The organism is Streptomyces sp. NPDC004111, from assembly GCF_042874215.1.
Classification (GTDB): domain Bacteria; phylum Actinomycetota; class Actinomycetes; order Streptomycetales; family Streptomycetaceae; genus Streptomyces.
Genome location: NZ_JBIAMU010000006.1, coordinates 168,503 through 184,456 on the forward strand (window position 1 = coordinate 168,503; position 15,954 = coordinate 184,456).

General features: G+C 72.4%; 15 protein-coding genes. All 15 read right to left on the minus strand.

Annotated features, from left to right (window positions below; all coding sequences use genetic code 11):
- Nucleotides 1-44: 44 nt before the first annotated feature.
- Entirely contained in the window at nucleotides 45-761 is a 717-nt protein-coding gene (locus ACFYVL_RS14785; RefSeq protein ID WP_389244532.1) for an ABC transporter ATP-binding protein, read from the minus strand.
- Nucleotides 758-1,537, minus strand: a complete 780-nt coding sequence (locus ACFYVL_RS14790) for an ABC transporter ATP-binding protein (RefSeq protein WP_389244534.1) — start codon at nucleotides 1,535-1,537, stop codon at nucleotides 758-760. The genes ACFYVL_RS14785 and ACFYVL_RS14790 overlap by 4 nt, the downstream gene beginning before the upstream one ends.
- Nucleotides 1,534-3,231, minus strand: coding sequence for a branched-chain amino acid ABC transporter permease (locus ACFYVL_RS14795; RefSeq protein WP_389244536.1), 1,698 nt, complete (start codon nucleotides 3,229-3,231; stop codon nucleotides 1,534-1,536). The genes ACFYVL_RS14790 and ACFYVL_RS14795 overlap by 4 nt, the downstream gene beginning before the upstream one ends.
- Before the next feature lie 5 nt (nucleotides 3,232-3,236).
- Nucleotides 3,237-4,166: a branched-chain amino acid ABC transporter permease gene (locus ACFYVL_RS14800; RefSeq protein WP_389244539.1), complete on the minus strand. Its 930-nt coding sequence runs from the start codon at nucleotides 4,164-4,166 to the stop codon at nucleotides 3,237-3,239.
- 64 nt (nucleotides 4,167-4,230) lie between these two features.
- Nucleotides 4,231-5,469, minus strand: a complete 1,239-nt coding sequence (locus ACFYVL_RS14805; RefSeq protein ID WP_389244541.1) for a branched-chain amino acid ABC transporter substrate-binding protein — start codon at nucleotides 5,467-5,469, stop codon at nucleotides 4,231-4,233.
- Nucleotides 5,470-5,504: 35 nt separating this feature from the next.
- On the minus strand, nucleotides 5,505-7,283 hold the full coding sequence (locus tag ACFYVL_RS14810) for a hypothetical protein (RefSeq protein ID WP_389244543.1): 1,779 nt from the start codon (nucleotides 7,281-7,283) through the stop codon (nucleotides 5,505-5,507).
- 127 nt (nucleotides 7,284-7,410) lie between these two features.
- A complete protein-coding gene (gene kynU, locus ACFYVL_RS14815; RefSeq protein WP_389244545.1) occupies nucleotides 7,411-8,670 on the minus strand; it encodes a kynureninase in 1,260 nt (419 codons plus the stop codon).
- The gene (dmpG, locus tag ACFYVL_RS14820) at nucleotides 8,670-9,689 is read right to left on the minus strand and encodes a 4-hydroxy-2-oxovalerate aldolase (protein ID WP_389244546.1); all 1,020 of its coding nucleotides are present in this window, start codon (nucleotides 9,687-9,689) and stop codon (nucleotides 8,670-8,672) included. Before dmpG ends, kynU begins: the two co-directional genes overlap by 1 nt.
- Nucleotides 9,686-10,561, minus strand: coding sequence for an acetaldehyde dehydrogenase (acetylating) (locus ACFYVL_RS14825; protein ID WP_389244829.1), 876 nt, complete (start codon nucleotides 10,559-10,561; stop codon nucleotides 9,686-9,688). The genes dmpG and ACFYVL_RS14825 overlap by 4 nt, the downstream gene beginning before the upstream one ends.
- Before the next feature lie 50 nt (nucleotides 10,562-10,611).
- Nucleotides 10,612-11,658, minus strand: coding sequence for an amidohydrolase family protein (locus tag ACFYVL_RS14830; protein WP_389244548.1), 1,047 nt, complete (start codon nucleotides 11,656-11,658; stop codon nucleotides 10,612-10,614).
- A complete protein-coding gene (locus ACFYVL_RS14835) occupies nucleotides 11,655-12,257 on the minus strand; it encodes a 3-hydroxyanthranilate 3,4-dioxygenase (RefSeq protein ID WP_389244550.1) in 603 nt (200 codons plus the stop codon). The genes ACFYVL_RS14830 and ACFYVL_RS14835 overlap by 4 nt, the downstream gene beginning before the upstream one ends.
- Nucleotides 12,254-12,718, minus strand: a complete 465-nt coding sequence (locus ACFYVL_RS14840) for a RidA family protein (protein WP_389244552.1) — start codon at nucleotides 12,716-12,718, stop codon at nucleotides 12,254-12,256. Before ACFYVL_RS14840 ends, ACFYVL_RS14835 begins: the two co-directional genes overlap by 4 nt.
- A complete protein-coding gene (locus ACFYVL_RS14845; RefSeq protein ID WP_389244554.1) occupies nucleotides 12,715-13,569 on the minus strand; it encodes a 2-keto-4-pentenoate hydratase in 855 nt (284 codons plus the stop codon). Before ACFYVL_RS14845 ends, ACFYVL_RS14840 begins: the two co-directional genes overlap by 4 nt.
- The gene (locus ACFYVL_RS14850; protein WP_389244556.1) at nucleotides 13,566-14,387 is read right to left on the minus strand and encodes a 2-keto-4-pentenoate hydratase; all 822 of its coding nucleotides are present in this window, start codon (nucleotides 14,385-14,387) and stop codon (nucleotides 13,566-13,568) included. Before ACFYVL_RS14850 ends, ACFYVL_RS14845 begins: the two co-directional genes overlap by 4 nt.
- A complete protein-coding gene (locus tag ACFYVL_RS14855; protein WP_389244558.1) occupies nucleotides 14,384-15,829 on the minus strand; it encodes a 2-hydroxymuconic semialdehyde dehydrogenase in 1,446 nt (481 codons plus the stop codon). The genes ACFYVL_RS14850 and ACFYVL_RS14855 overlap by 4 nt, the downstream gene beginning before the upstream one ends.
- Nucleotides 15,830-15,954 lie beyond the last annotated feature (125 nt).

The following is a 15,954-nucleotide window of genomic DNA, read 5'->3' on the forward strand; positions in this document are numbered from 1 at the left end:
GCTCGGTGTGCGCCGGGCGAGCCACAGGCCCGGCCGTGTCCCGGTCAGTCCTCGCCCAGATACGCCTTGCGGACCGACTCGTCGTGCAGCAGCCGCTCGCCCGTGCCCGACAGGACGACCTTCCCGGTCTCCATGACGTGGCCGTGGTCGGCGAGGGAGAGAGCGGCCTGGGCGTTCTGTTCGACGAGGAGGATCGTGGTGCCGGCCGCCCGCAGTTCCGCGATCGTCTCCATGATCTTCTGCATCATGATCGGGGAGAGGCCCATGGAGGGCTCGTCGAGCATGAGCAGTTTGGGGCGCGACATCAGTGCCCGCCCCATGGCGAGCATCTGCTGTTCGCCGCCGGAGAGGGTGCCGGCCGCCTGCTTGCGGCGTTCGCCCAGGATGGGGAAGAGGTCGTAGGCCCGCCGGACGTCCTTGGCGATGCCCTCCTTGTCGGACCGGAGGAACGCGCCGAGCTGGAGGTTCTCCGTGATGGTCAGGCGCGGGAAGATGTGCCGGCCCTCGGGGGAGTGGGCCAGGCCGAGCGAGACGATCTTGTGGGCGGGGATCGCGGTGAGCGGCTTCCCGTCGAAGACGATCCGCCCGCCGGTCGGCCTCAGCAGCCCCGACAGGGTGCGCAGGGTGGTCGTCTTGCCCGCCCCGTTGGTGCCGATCAGGGTGACGACCTGGCCCTCCTCCACGCGGAACGAGATGCCCTTCACGGCCTCGATCCTGCCGTACGAGACACGGAGGTCCTCGACCTCCAGCAGCGCGCTCACGCGGCGGCCCCTTCCGTGGTGCCCAGGTAGGCGGCGACGACGCGTTCGTCGCCCCGTACGACGTCGGCGGTGCCCTCCACCAGCTTCTCGCCCTGCACGAGACAGGCGACCCGGTCGCAGAGGTTGAAGATGAACCGCATGTCGTGCTCGATGACCAGGACCGCGGTGCCACGGTCGCGGATCGCGAACACCAGCTCCTCGGTCACCCGGGTCTCCTGCGGGTTCATGCCCGCCGTCGGCTCGTCGAGCAGGAGCAGGCCGGGGTCGCTCGCGAGGGCGCGGGCGATCTCCAGCTTGCGCTGCTCGCCGTAGGGGAGGTTGCGGGCGAGGTGGTCCGCCTTGGCGGCGAGACCGGTGAACTCCAGGAGTTCCAGGGAGCGTTCCCGGGACTCCGCCTCGGCGCGCCGGAAGCCGGGACCCCGTACCAGGGCCGACAGCAGGCCCTCCTTGGTGCGGGTGTGGCGGCCCACGAGGACGTTCTCCAGCACCGTCATGTGGGCGAAGAGCCGGATGTTCTGGAAGGTGCGGGCGATGCCCGCCCGGGTGACCAGGTGCGGTTTGGGCGGCAGGACGGTGCCCCGGTAGCGGACGGTGCCGTCGGTGGGGACGTACAGCCCGGTCAGGCAGTTGAAGAAGGTGGTCTTGCCCGCGCCGTTGGGGCCGATCAGGCCGACGATCTCGCCCGCGCCGACCCTCAGGTCCACCCCGCGCACGGCGGTCAGCCCGCCGAAGCGCATCGTGACGCCGCTCGCGTCGAGGACGTACTCGCTGCTCATGCCGTTTCTCCTGCCGCGTCGTGGTGCATGCGCTTCCTGCGGTCCGCGACCAGGCCGTCCGGCCGGAACCGCATCAGCAGGATCAGCGCGATGCCGAACGCCATCAGCTGGTAGTCCTGCATGAACTGGAGCTTCATCGGGATCAGGTACAGCAGCGCCGCCCCGATCAGCGGGCCCGCCACCGTGCCGGTCCCGCCGAGGACGACCGCCGCCAGCAGGAAGGCCGAGTTGGGCGGCACCGCGCCGGCGAACTGGTACGGGTCGGGCACCACCGCGTACGACACGTGCGCCTGCACGGTGCCCGCGACGCCCGCCAGGGCGGCACCCAGCGCGAACGCGATCAGCTTGAGCTTGAAGCCGTTGATGCCCATCGCGGTCGCCGCCGTCTCGTCCTCACGGATCGCGATCCACGCCCGCCCGGTGCGGGACTCCCCGACGCGCCTGAAGACGACCACCACCAGGGCGGTGACCAGCAGCATCAGGAGGAAGTAGTTGGCGAAGCGGCCCAGTTCCACGCCGGCCACCACGTGGCTCGCGCCGAAGTCGAAGCCGAAGAGGGACAGGTCGGGGATGTTGGGGATGCCGCCGGGGCCGCCGGTGATGTTCGGCCCCGACACCCCGTCGAGGTTGTTCACGGCGATCCGGAAGATCTCGCCGAAGCCCAGCGTCACGATCGCCAGGTAGTCGCCCCGCACCCGCAGTGTCGGCGCGCCGATGACCAGGCCGAAGACCATCGAGGCGAACCCGCCCGCCAGCACCGCCGCCCAGAAGGGGAGATGGATGCCGAGCGCGGAGGCGGACGCCCCGGACACCAGCGCCGCCGTGTACGCGCCGACGCCGAGGAACGCCACGTAGCCCAGGTCGAGGAGCCCGGCGAGGCCGACGACGACGTTCAGGCCGAGCGCCACCGTCGCGAAGATCAGGATGTTGACGCCCACCGACATGTACGTCTCGTCGGACCCGGTGAAGGGGAACGCGACGGCCGCCGCGAACGCCGCCCCCGCAGCCGCCGTACGGTGCCGGGCCGTCAGCCCCGTCAGCCGCGCGAGCAGCCCCGCCCTGGCCAGACCGGCCGCCGCGAACCCGGCGGTGATCAGGAACCCGGCGAACAGCTCGCCCTCCGTCCCGATCCCGTACGTGAAGACCAGCAGTCCGGCACCCGCCGCCGCGGTGAGCAGCAACAGCTCCACCCAGGAGGGGAGTTGACGGACCTTGTCCGGTTGCCGCGCGTCCGGCGGCAGCAGGAAGGCCCCCACCACCGGCACCGCCGACGCCACCACCGCGAACCAGCCGCCCGGCTCCACGTTCACCGCGCCGCCCAGCGTCCACGAGATCGCGCCGACCGCGAACCACGTGACCGCGAGCCCGCCCAGCGCGAACAGCCGCAGTGCCGCCGTCGCCCCGGCCGGCACCGTCCACCCAAGGCCCCTGACGCCGTACGCGCCGAGCGCGCCCAGCACCGTGAGCAGCCCGGACACCAGCGTGAGCACCTGGAGGCCGCCCGGCCACCCGTTGACCGTGAGGTCGCCCGGGAACTCCGGCGTCCACGTCCACGCCACGAAAGCGGAACCGAAGGTGAGCGCCCCGCCGAGCACGCTCAGGGCCCGGCCCGGTGCGACGGGCCGCGCGGGGGCGGCCTCCGGCACCACGGGAGCGGCGGGCGCCGCCTTCGTCAGTCTCGTCACCGTGTTCATCCCCCTCACGCCCTGTCCGCCGTCAGCTTGCTGAACAGGCCCTGCGGCCGGATCAGCAGCACCACGATCAGCAGCACGAACGCCCATACGTTCGCCCACGCCCCGCCGCCGAACAGCTCCAGACCCGGCAGGTGCTGCACGTAACCGGAGGCCAGCGCCTCGGCCAGGCCCAGCGCCAGGCCGCCCAGCATGGCGCCCTGGATGGAGCCGATGCCGCCGAGCACGGCGGCGGTGAACGCCTTCAGTCCGGTGATGAACCCCATCCGGAAGTCCACCTGCCCGTACCGCAGCCCGTGCGCCACCGCCGCCAGTGCGGCGAACGCCGCCCCGATGGCGAACGCGGTGACGATGATCCGGTCGGTGTTGATGCCCATCAGCCGGGAGGTGTCCGGGTCCTGCGCGGTGGCCTGCATGGCGCGCCCGGTGCGTGTCGAGCGGACGAACCACATCAGCGCCAGCATCGACAGGACGGCGGCCACCACCAGGAACACGTCCCCGGTCTGGACGGTGACCGGTCCCAACTCGTAGGGCCCGCCCGGCAGATGGGGGAAGGTGCGGGCCTGCTTGGCGTCCGGGTACCAGGCCCACACCATCTGCTGGATGGCGATGGAGAGCCCGATCGCGGTGATCAGCGGGGCCAGCCGGGACGACCCGCGCAGCGGCCGGTAGGCGAGCCGCTCCGCGAGCACCGCGACCGAGGTGGACACCAGGACGGCGGCGAGCAGCATCACCGGCAGCGCCAGCCACAACGACACACCGCTCGGCAGCATCAGGAACGCGGTGAGGGCGCCGAAGCCCCCGGTCATGAAGACCTCGCCGTGGGCGAAGTTGATGAGCTGGACGATGCCGTAGACCATCGTGTAGCCGATGGCGATCAGCCCGTACATCGAGCCGAGCAGAAGGCCGTTGGCCAGCGTTTGCGGCAGTTCGTGCACTGCAACGCCTCCGTGGGAGAAGTGGACTGGGCGGAAGTGGGCGCTACCGGGCCGGGAGCGGTGGCTACTTGGCCGTGAAGGTGCCGCTGGTGACCGGCGCCCACGCGCCGTCCTTCACCTGATTGACCGTCAACTGCTTGTTGGTGGTGTCGCCGAACTCGTCGAAGGAGACCTTGCCGGTCACCCCGTCGAAGGCGACCTTCTGCACCGCCCCGGTGACCTTCGCGCGGGCGTCGGCGGGGAGCTTGCCGCCGTTCGCCGCGACGACCGCCTTCACGGCCTCGATCAGCGTGGTCGCCGAGTCGTGCGCGTAGCCGCCGTAGGCCCCGTAGGGCTCGGTGAACTTCGCCGCCTTGTAGGCGGCGGCGAACGTCCTGCCCGCCGCCCCCGACTCCAGGGGCGCGCCGACCGTCGTGGCGTAGTCGCCGGCCGCGCCGCCGCCCGCGAGCTTGACGAAGTTGGCGTCCGAGATGCCGTCGCCGCCGACCAGCGGGATCTTCACCCCGGCCTTCTTGAGCTGCCCGGTCAGCGGGCCGGCGTCGGGGTACTCGCCGCCGTAGTAGACGAACTGCGCGCCCGAGGAGCGCACCTTGTTGACCACCGAGGAGAAGTCCTTCTCGCCGGAGTTGATCTGGTCGCTGCCGACGACCGTGCCGCCGCGCTTCTTGAACTCGTCGGTGAAGGTGGCCGCCAGGCCCGCCCCGTACGCCTTCTTGTCGTCGACGACGAAGACCTTCGTCAGCTTCAGGGTGTCGTGCAGGTGCTGGGCGGCGAACGGGCCCTGCACCGCGTCGGTGGTGGCGGTGCGGAAGTACGTCGTGAAGCGGCGCTCCTTGGTGCCCTTCGCCCAGTTGTCGCCCTGGGTGAGGGCGGGGCTGGTGGTCGCGGGGGAGACCACGGCCAGCTTCGCCTGCTCGAAGATCATCTGCATGGACTTGGCGACGCCCGAGTTCAGCGGGCCGACCACGCCGAGCACCTGCTTGTCGCCGGTCAGCACGGTCGCGTTCTGCTGGCCGGTGCCGGGCTGGCCCTGGTCGTCCAGGGACTTCAGGACGAACTTCACCCCGGGCACGGTCTTGTTCCTGTTGGCGGTGTCGACGGCGAGCTGGGCCGCGTTCTTCGCGCCGATGGCGAGCGCGGACAGGTCGCCGGTCAGCGGGCCGTCGAAGCCGAGGACGACGGTCGTCCCGCCGCCGGAGGCGCCCCCGGCGGCGGCCCCGCCGCTGGAGCGGGTGCCGCAGGCGGTCAGCAGCAGGCCCGTACAGACGGCGAGCGCGGGCAGGGCAACGGTGGTTCTGCGCATGGGAGTTCTCGATTCTGCGAAAAGGGGCGGGCGGGCTACGGCTTGCTGTTGCGGAACGGTTCGTCCGGCCGCCCGAGGTTCGGCCTGCCCAGCACCTTCGGGGCGGACAGGGCGTAGATGCCGTGGTTGGTGAGCGCCCACGCGATGTTGCGGTCCCACTCGACGTACACGCCGTGCGTCTGGTTGCCGTACGCGTACTCCGGGGTGTCCTTCCCGTACGCCTTCGGCACGAAGTACGCCTCGATCTCCGGCTTCTGAGGCTTCGTCACATCGAAGAACTGCACGCCCGCGTTGTAGAACCCGTAGCCCAGGACACCCGCGTCGTGGCTGCCCGGGTTGGTGTAGTAGCCGGTCCGCTTGGGACCGAAGCTGCCGCGCCGCTGGCAGTAGTCGCTCATCCCGGACGCCTTCGGCGGGGTCGGCCGGGGCAGCCGGCCCACGATGCGCGGATTCGCCGGGTCCTTCGCGTCGACCTGGAAGATCTCCTTGTACGGCTCGTAGCAGTCCTCGGTGAGGGGGTAGCCGGAGACGTACACCATGCCGGTGCGCTCGTACTGCGACACGTCCACGTTGTCGCCCTCGGTGCCCGCCACCGACGACGGCAGGTCCAGGTGTCCGACCGTCCGCATCTTCGCCGGGTTCGAGATGTCGATCACGGTGAGCCCGAGGCCGCCCTGCACGGCGAACGCGTAACGCCCGCCCTGCTCCGGCGGCCTGGGCACGAACAGCGGCATCCGCGCACCCAGCCAGCTGGTCCGGTTCCCGCACCTCGGGTTCTTCCGGTACGCGGCGCTCTCGCCGGTGACCTGTCCCGGCAGGTGCCAGGTGTCCAGCAGCTTCGGGTGCGCCGGGTCGGACATGTCCCAGGACTGGTAGCCCGCCGAGTGGAGGTTGGTCGGGTACTCGTTGCCCGCGTAGCGGTCGTTGGGCGCGACCGCCAGGAACATGTACCTCCCGCCCGTCCAGTACGGCACGTCCAGCGACCCGGAGCCCTGCTGCGGCTCGGTGAGGTCGCTGTGCAGCGGGTCGCGCTGGGTGGAGTCCGTCGAGACGGTGGCCAGCAGCTTCCAGTCCTTCTTGCGCGGACCGTCCAGCCGGTAGACCTTGAAGCCCTTCAGGCCCTTCTTGGCGCGCAGCTTCGCGACGCCCTCGGGGTTGCCGTACTTGTCGTGGCCCGGCTCGTCCGTCAGCTCGCTGATCTGCCGCTTGTCCTCGAAGCTCACCACCATCACGTAGGCGTTCAGCTTCTCGTTCCACTGGATCGTCGAGCCGCCCCAGTAGTCCCCGGCGGCCCAGTCCCGGCTCGCCCTCGACTCGTCGCCGCCGACGTCCGCGCGGGTCAGCTTCTCGACGACCTTCACCTTCTTCACGTCCGTGACGTCGTAGACCCGCGCCTCGGAGCGGTCGTACTGGAAGAGGTAGCGCCGCCCGTGGAAGTCCACGATGTTCTGCCAGGTGTGGAAGTAGTCCGGGGTGAAGTCCGCACCCTCGTAGGCCGCCTCGACCTTCATGTTCTTGATGTACGACTTCGTGTCGTACTCGGCGTTGCGGCCGGGGAAGGGGTGCGGGTTCTCCTCGTCGAGCGGGGTCAGCGAGGGGTGCAGGAAGCTCGTGTCGAGTTGCATCCCGTACGACTTCGGATCGACCGGCGCGGGCCGGCGGTCCTCGCAGACGGTGGGGATGTTCGGGTCCGACGGCGCGGCGGCGACCGCGTCCCCCGGAACGGGGACGAGCAGCGTCGCGGTGACGGCAGCGGCGGCGGTCGCGGCGAGGGCGACCCTGACAGCGGTGGGGCGGGTGGTGGGGAGACGCATCCGACGGTCCTTCCGGAAAGGCCAAGGTGGTGCATATGCGGAGGAAAGGGATGGTGCGAGGGTGCGCGGGACCGGGGGAGGGACGCGAGGCCGCCTCCCCGGACCCGGCGGGGTGTGTCAGGTGGGATCAGGTCACGGTCGAGCGCCGCTGGAAGCGCGGCTCCCGGTGTTCCCCGGTACTGACGATCTCGTGCAGGTGCCGTACGCAGTCCAGGACGTCGCCGTACGACACGTACAGCGCGTTCACCCCGAACCGCAGCAGGTCGGGTGCCCGCATGTCGCCGATGACGCCGCGCGCCACCAGTGCCGCGACCAGCGGGTACGCCTCCGGGTGCCGCAGCGCGACCTGGCTGCCCCGGCGTTCGGGCTCGCGCGGGGTCGCCGCCGTGAACCCGAAGCCGTCGAGCAGGACGTCCGCGCACTCCTGGAAGAACCCGGTCAGCGCGAGGCTCTTGGCCCGCACCGCCGCCATCTCCACCCCGTCGTACGCGGTCAGCGCCGCCTCCAGGGCGAGCAGCGACAGCAGCGGGGGCGTGCTGATCCGGGCACGGGCGATGCCGGGCGCGGGCGTGTACGTACCCTGCATGCCGAACGGGTCGGCGTGCCCGTGCCAGCCGGTGAGGGGCTGGTCGAAGGAGCCCTGGTGGCGCTCGGCCACGTACAGGAAGGCGGGCGCACCCGGCCCTCCCGACAGGTACTTGTAGCCGCAGCCGACCGCGAAGTCCGCCTCGACCGCGTCCAGTTCGACGGGCAGCGCGCCCGCCGCGTGGCACAGGTCCCACAGCATCAGCGCACCGGCCTCGTGCGCGGCGTTCGTCAGCGCCGCCATGTCGTACGCCTCGCCCGTGCGGTAGTCCACCGGCGCGTACGCGCACACCGCCACGTCGAAGCCCTCGGCCGCCAGCACCGAGCCGGCCTCCCGGGCGGGCACCCGGCGCACCTCCACACCGAGCAGGCGGGCGACGGAGTCGGCGATGTACTGGTCGGTGGGGAAGTGGTCCGGGTCGGTGAGCAGCAGGCTCCGCCCCGGGCGCAGCCGCACCGCCGCCACCAGCGCGTTGTACAGCTGCACGCTCGTCGAGTCGCCCGCCACGACCTGCCCGGGGGCCGCGCCGACCAGCGCGCCGACCGCGTCGCCGACCCGCAGCGGGGCGCCCCACCAGTCGTTGTCGTTCCACGACCGGATCAGGTCGGTGCCCCACTGCCGGTGCACCGCGTCCGTCATGGCCCGCGGCACGGCGGCCGGGAGCGCGCCGAGCGAGTTCCCGTCGAGGTAGACGACGCCCGCGGGCAGCAGGAACCGCTCCCGCACGTGGGCCAGCGGATCGTCCGCGTCCAGCGCCTCGGCGCGCGCCCCGAACTCCTTCAACTGCCTGGCCAATTCCATCAGTCCCTCTCCTTCCGGGCGGCCACGAGGTCGAGCGCGATGTCCGTCAGCAGGTCCTCCTGGCCGCCGACCATCCGGCGCGCCCCGGCCTCCACGAGCAGCGAGCGCGTGTCGAGCCCGTGGCGGGCGGCGGTCGTCTCGGCGTGCCGAAGGAAGCTGGAGTACACCCCGGCGTAGCCGAGCGTCAGCGTCTCCCGGTCGACCCGCACGGGCCGGTCCTGCGTCGGCCGAACCAGCTGCTCCGCCGCGTCCATCAGCGGGAACAGGTCGCAGCCGTGCTCCCAGCCCATCAGGTCGGCGACCGCCACGAACGGCTCCAGCGGGGCGTTGCCGGCCCCCGCGCCCTGCCCGGCGAGCGACGCGTCGACCCGGTGCGCGCCCGCCTCGACGGCGACGACGCTGTTGGCGACACCGAGCGCGAGGTTGTGGTGGGCGTGGATGCCGATCTGAGTGCCCTCGTCGAGGACGTCCCGGTAGGCGCGCACCCGCTCCCGCACACCGTCCATCGTCAGGCGCCCGCCGGAGTCGGTGACGTACACGCAGTGCGCGCCGTACGACTCCATCAGCTTCGCCTGCGCCGCCAGTGCGGCGGGCTCCGCCATGTGGGACATCATCAGGAACCCGGCGACGTCCATCCCCAGCTCCCGTGCCAGCGCGATGTGCTGGGCCGCGACATCGGCCTCGGTGCAGTGCGTGGCGATCCGGATCGAGGTGACGCCGAGCCCGTGCGCGCGGCGCAGGTCGTCGGCGGTGCCGATGCCCGGCAGCAGCAGCGTCGTCAGCCTCGCCCGGGTCAGCACGGACGCGGCGGCCTCCAGCCACTCCCAGTCGGTGTGCGCGCCGGGCCCGTACGTCACTGACGCCCCGGCGAGCCCGTCGCCGTGCGCGACCTCCACTGCGTCCACGCCCGCCGCGTCCAGCGCGGCGGCGACGGCCCGCACCTGGTCCACGGTGTACCGGTGCGACACGGCGTGCATCCCGTCCCGCAGGGTGACGTCCTGCACGTACACGCGCGTCATGATCCGCTCCCGGTGACGGCGAGGCGCTCGGCGGTGCGCAGCGCGGCCGACGTCATGATGTCGAGGTTCCCCGCGTACGCGGGCAGGTAGTGGGCGGCGCCCTCCACCTCCAGGAACACGGAGACCAGCACCCCGCCCCCGGCCAGTCCCGCCAGCCCGGCGAGGGGGTCGCCCGCCGCCAGCTTCCGGAACTGCGGCTCCTGCTTCAGCCGGTACCCGGGCACGTACGCGGCGACCTCCGCCGCCTTCGCCCGCACCGAGTCCGCCACCGCGTCCGTGTCGCAGTCGCCGACCACGCAGTGCACGGTGTCGCGCATCAGCAGCGGCGGCTCCGCCGGATTGAGCACGATGATCGCCTTGCCGCGCGCCGCCCCGCCGACCTGCTCCAGGGCGCGCGCGGTCGTCTCCGTGAACTCGTCGATGTTCGCCCGCGTACCCGGCCCGGCCGAGCGCGAGGCGATCGAGGCGACGATCTCCGCGTACGCCACCGGAGTCACCGCCGAGACCGCCGCGACGACGGGCACGGTGGCCTGCCCGCCGCACGTCACCATGTTGAGGTTCGGCGCGCCCAGGTGGGCGTCGAGGTTCACCGACGGCACCACGTACGGGCCGATCGCGGCCGGTGTGAGGTCGATCAGCCGCTTCCCGTACGGGGCGAGGGCGGCGGCGTTGCGGTGGTGCGCGGCGGCGGAGGTCGCGTCGAAGACGACGTCGATGTCCGCGAAGCCGTCCAGGGCGACGAGGCCCACGACACCGTCCGCGCTGGTCGCGACGCCGAGCCGGGAGGCGCGCGCCAGCCCGTCCGACGCCGGGTCGATGCCGATCATGGCGGCGGCGGTGACGGTGCCGGACCCCCGGATCATCTTGATCATGAGGTCGGTGCCGATGTTGCCGGAGCCGATCACGGCTGCCCTCAGCTGCTTCACCGGACCGCCTCCCGCCCCGCCCGGACGCCCGACAGGCCGAAGAAGCGCACCGCGTTCCCGCCGAGCACCGCCGCCTTCTCCGCGTCCGTCAGCACGCTCTCCCGCACCAGCCGGCCGATCTCCGCCTCGCCCAGCGGGAACGGATGGTCGGAGCCCAGCAGCACCTGCCCGGCGCCCATCACCCGCACCAGGTGCTCCAGCGCCCGCTGGTCGAACACCGCCGAATCGACGCTGAACCGGCCGGTGTACGCGGACGGCGGGCGCGGGCTGTCCTCGCGCACCAGGTCCCGACGCTGCCAGGCGTTGTCCGCCCGGCCCAGCAGGTAGGGGAAGCTGCCGCCGCCGTGCGCGAACATCAGCCGCAGGGACAGCGGCAGCTGCTCGAAGGTGCCCGCCAGCATCATCGACAGGATCGTCAGATGGGTCTCGGCGGCCATCCCGACCAGCCACTGGAGCATGTACCGCTCGACCCGCGGGCCGCCCGGCATGTCCCAGGGGTGGACGAGGACGGCGGCGTTCTCGTGCGCGCAGTGGGTGAGGAACTCGACGACCGCACCGTCGTCCAGGTCCCGCTCGCCGATGTGGTTGCCGATGTGCACCCCGTGGAAGCCCTGCGCCATCGCCTCGGTGACGAGCGCGCAGGCCGCCTCGGTGTCCTGCAGGGGCACCTGGCAGAGCGTGGCGAGCCGGTCCGGTGCGTACGAACCGAACTCCAGCAGCCGGGAGTTGACCATGCGGCACCAGTCGGCGGCACGGCTCGCGTCCGCGTCGTAGCCGAAGAGCAGCGGTGTGCTGGAGAGCACCTGGACGTCGACGCCGAGCCGGTCGAGGTCGGCGACCCGGGTCGCCGGGTCCCACAGGGTGCGCCGCACCGGACGGTACTCGGCCGAGCCGCGCATCATCATGCCCCGGCCCTCGCCGTCGGAGCCGTCGGCACGCAGCCACGGCGCCTCCACGTCCTGGAGGAGACGCGACTCGGCACGGGAGATCCGCGGGAAGACGTGCGCGTGCACGTCGACGACGGGCCCGTCGGCGGACGTCACGCGCCCTCCCGCGAGCCGGGCAGGACGGTCGTCGGACGCAGCGCGTCCGGCCAGTCCTTGCCGGGGTGCACGGCCGCGCAGCGCGGGCAGGTGCGGGCCGCGTCGTCGCCGTAGAAGCGCCGGAAGACCGGCGGCAGGTCGTCCACGATCGACTTCAGCTGGACCTCGCTGCGGTGCACCAGGTGGTGGCAGTTCACGCAGTACCACTCGAAGGCGTCCAACTGCCCCTCGGGGCGCGCGAACTCGACGACCAGGCCGATCGACCCCTCCTCGGGCCGCTGCGGCGAGTGCCGCAGGTGCGCGGGCGCCAGGAACACGTCGCCCTCGCGGATGTGGATGTCGCGCGGCGGCGCGCCCTCCTCCTCCATCACGCGCAGCACCATGTTGCCCCTGAGCTGGTAGAAGAACTCCTCGATCGGGTCGTCGTGGAAGTCGGTGCGGCGGTTGGGGCCGCCGACGACGGTCACCATGAGGTCGGCGTCCTGCCAGACCTGGACGTTGCCCACCGGGGGCTTCAGCAGGTGCTGGTGCTCGTCGATCCACGCCTGGAAGTTGAAGGGCGCGGACGGGGCCTTCCTCATCGGGCTGGTGCTGCTCATGCGGGGGTCTCCTCGTGCTGGGGCTCGGGCCCCGGCCCGCGCTCGGGCTCGTGCGGGGCGGAGCGGGGCAGGTGGGCCACGGCGCTGATCTCGATCAGCAGGTGCGGGTGCGGGAGCTGGTGGACGGCGACGGTGGTGCGGGCCGGACCGGACTCGTCGAAGTACTCGGCGTAGACCTCGTTGTAGCCGCCGAAGTCGTTCATGTTCACGAGGTACGTCGTCACCGAGACGAGGTCGCCGAGGGTGCCGCCCGCGGCGGCGAGCAGCCGCCCGATGTTGTCGAGCACCGCGCGGGTCTGCTCACGGACGTCCAGGTCGGTGACGCCCATCGGGTCCACCCGGGCCCCGGCGAAGGTGCCGTCCGGCCGCCGGGAACTCGTACCGGACACGAACACCAGGTCACCGGCGCGGCGCAGGTGCGGGAAGCGGCCCCGGGGCGCGGGTGCGCCTTCGACGATCACGACAGCGGCTCCCCGGTCGTGCCGGGCCGCCGGTCCCCGGTCGCGCCGGACCGCCGGGTGTCCTCGTCCGGTACGGTCGCCCGCCCGCCGGACGCCTCGGGCACGGTGGCGAAGCCCACCGTGCCGAGACCGGAGACCGTCGCCCGGACGTGCACGCCGGCCGCGAGCGGTACGGCGGCGGTCGCGGCGCCCGCGAGGACCACCGTTCCCGCCACCAGCGCACCGGGCGGCGCCAGCCGGGCGGCGGCGGCCAGGGCGCGCAGCGGGTGCCCGAGGACCGCCGCCGTCGAACCCGCCTCGGCGAGCCGCCCGTCGAGCTCCAGCAGGACGCCCAGGTTGCCGAGTTCGAGCGGGGAGCGCCACGCCCCGAGGGCGTACCCGGCGGCCGACGTGTTGTCCGCGATCACCTCCGGCAGCGAGAACGTGAACCCGTCGTACCGGGAGTCGATGATTTCCAGCGCCGGGGCGACCGCCGCGACCGCGTCCAGCGGGTCCACGGTGCCGGGCCCCAGCGGGCCGCCCAGCAGGAACGCCACCTCGGGCTCCACCCGGGGGTGGATCAGCGTCCCCGCGTCGAACGTCCCGCCGTCGGCGATCCGCATCCGGTCCGTGATCCGGCCGTGGATGAGGTCGTGCACGCCCATCTGCCGCATCTTCGCGACACTCGTGAACCCCAGCTTGAACCCGGTGATCCGCTCACCGCGCTCCAACCTCCGTGCCACCAGGGCCTCTTGCACCGCGTACGCGTCGTCGATGCCGGTGAGGCCGCTGCTGCCGCTCACCAGCGCGCGCCGGGTCAGCGCCGCCTCGTCCAGCGCGGCGGCGAACTCCTTCAGCCGTACGTCACTCACGCGCCCGCTCCTTCCCGGGCCGCCGCGAACGCGGCCCGCACCGTACCCAGACCCTCGATCCGCGCCTCCACCACATCGCCCGGCGCCACGTCCACCACCGGCCCCAACGCCCCCGTCAGCACGGTGTCCCCGGCCCGCAGCGGACGCCCGAGACCGGCCAGGGTGTCGGCCAGCCACAGCGCCGCGTTCAGCGGACTGCCCAGGCAGGCGGCCCCCGCCCCCACGGACACGACCTCGCCGCGCCGCTCCAGAACCGCACCGGCGGTCCGCAGGTCCAGGGCGTCCAGCCGCACCGGACGCGTCCCGAGCACGTACGCCCCGCTGGACGCGTTGTCGGCGACGGTGTCGACGAGCGTGATGTCCCAGTCCCGAATGCGGCTGCCCACGACCTCGATCGCGGGCAGCGCGAACGCGGTCGCCCGCAGCAGGTCCGCGACGGTGCTGTGCGCGTGCGGCAGGTCCTCGCCCAGGACGAGCGCGATCTCCGCCTCGGCGCGCGGCTGAAGCACCGCGCCCACCGGGATCTCCGCGCCGTCGCAGAACGCGGTGTCGTCGAAGAGCGCCCCGAAGTCCGGTGAATCCACGCCTAGTTGACGCTGCACGGCCCGGGAGGTCAGACCGACCTTCCAGCCGGTGATCCGGCGGCCCCGGGCGAGCCGGCGCGCGGTCCGCAGCTCCTGCACGGCGTAGGCGGCGCGCACGTCACCGGCGGGCAGCAGGTCCCGTACAGGGGCGACCGGCACACCCGTACGGTGGGCCTCCTCCAGCCGGTCGGCGGCCTCGGCGACCGCCTTCGTGTTCGGTTCGACAGCACTCATATCCGCACGCACACATTCATCGGCTCGGAGAAGAAGTCGAGGGAGTGGTGGCCGCCCTCACGGCCGATCCCGGAGGCCTTCACCCCGCCGAACGGGGTCCGCAGGTCCCGCAGGTTCCAGGTGTTGACCCAGGCGATCCCGACGTCCAGGCGCGGCGCGACGCGGTGGGCGCGGGCCAGATCACCGGTCCACACGGTGGCGGCCAGACCGTAGGGGCCCGCGTTCGCCAGGGCGACCGCTTCCTCCTCGGTGTCGAACGGGGCGAGATGCACCACGGGTCCGAAGATCTCCTCCCGCACGGCCGGATGGTCCTCCGGCAGCCCGGCCAGCACGGTCGGGCGCACCCAGAAGCCGCCGTCCCTGGCGTCCCCGAACTCCGGTGCGCCGCCGCCCGCGAGCACCCTGCCGTCACCGGCCGCCCTGCGCAGATGGCCCAGCACCTTGTCGCGGTGCTCGGCCGACACCATCGGGCCGTACGCCACCTCCCGCGCACCTCGCGCCAGCGCCTCGGCGAACTCCTCGAACACCGGCCGCTCCACGTACACCCGCTCGGTGCACAGGCACACCTGGCCGCTGTTGGTGAACGACGACCGCAGCGTCCCCGCCACCGCCGCCTCCAGATCGGCGTCCGCGAACACCAGCCCCGCGTTCTTGCCGCCCAGCTCGAAGGAGACCGGGGTGAGGTGGTCCGCCGCGGCCCGCATGATCGCGCTGCCGGTGGCCGACTCCCCGGTGAACGCGACGGCGTCCACCCCCGGGTGCCCGGTCAGCCAGGCACCCGCGGCGTCGGCACCGTGCCCGTGCACCAGGTTGAAGACCCCGGCGGGAAGTTGCGCCGCGTCGATCACCTCGGCGAGCAAATGGGCGGTGGACGGCGTGAGTTCGGAGGGCTTGGCAACGACCGTGTTGCCCATGGCGAGGGCCGGGGCGACCTTCCAGGTCAGCAGGAGCAGCGGCAGGTTCCAGGGCGCCACCACCGCGACGACCCCCAGCGGCTTGCGCACCGTGTAGTTCAGCGCGCCCCGGCCCTCCGGGGCCTCGGTGTGCCACGCCTGCTCACCCCGCGAGACCGAGAGATCGGCGTACGCGCGGAAGTTCGCGACACCGCGCGGCACGTCCACGGCGGCGGCCAGCTCGCGCGGCTTGCCGGTGTCGGCGCACTCCGCCGCGACGAACTCCTCGAAACGGGCCTCGATGCCGTCGGCGATCCGGTGCAGCATCCGGGCGCGGTCGGCGGCCGTGTACGACGCCCACGGCCCGGACAGTGCCTCGCGGGCCGCCCGTACCGCCGCGTCCACCGTCGCCCGGTCCGCCTCCGGGACCGTGCCGACGGTCCGGCCGTCGACCGGATCGATCAGCGGGAACGGCTCGCCCGTGGTGTGGAATCGGCCACCCGTGTAATGCCGTACCGGCGAACTCACCTCGTAGACCTCCCATTTCACGGCAGAAGCACCCGGTCCGGTCCGGACCCTGGTGTCTTGTTCCGCACCCCTGCATCATGGGGCCGCCCCGCTATGTCGAACCAATGCCGGAACCGGCATCCGCCATACCCGCTTCGGTATACGGC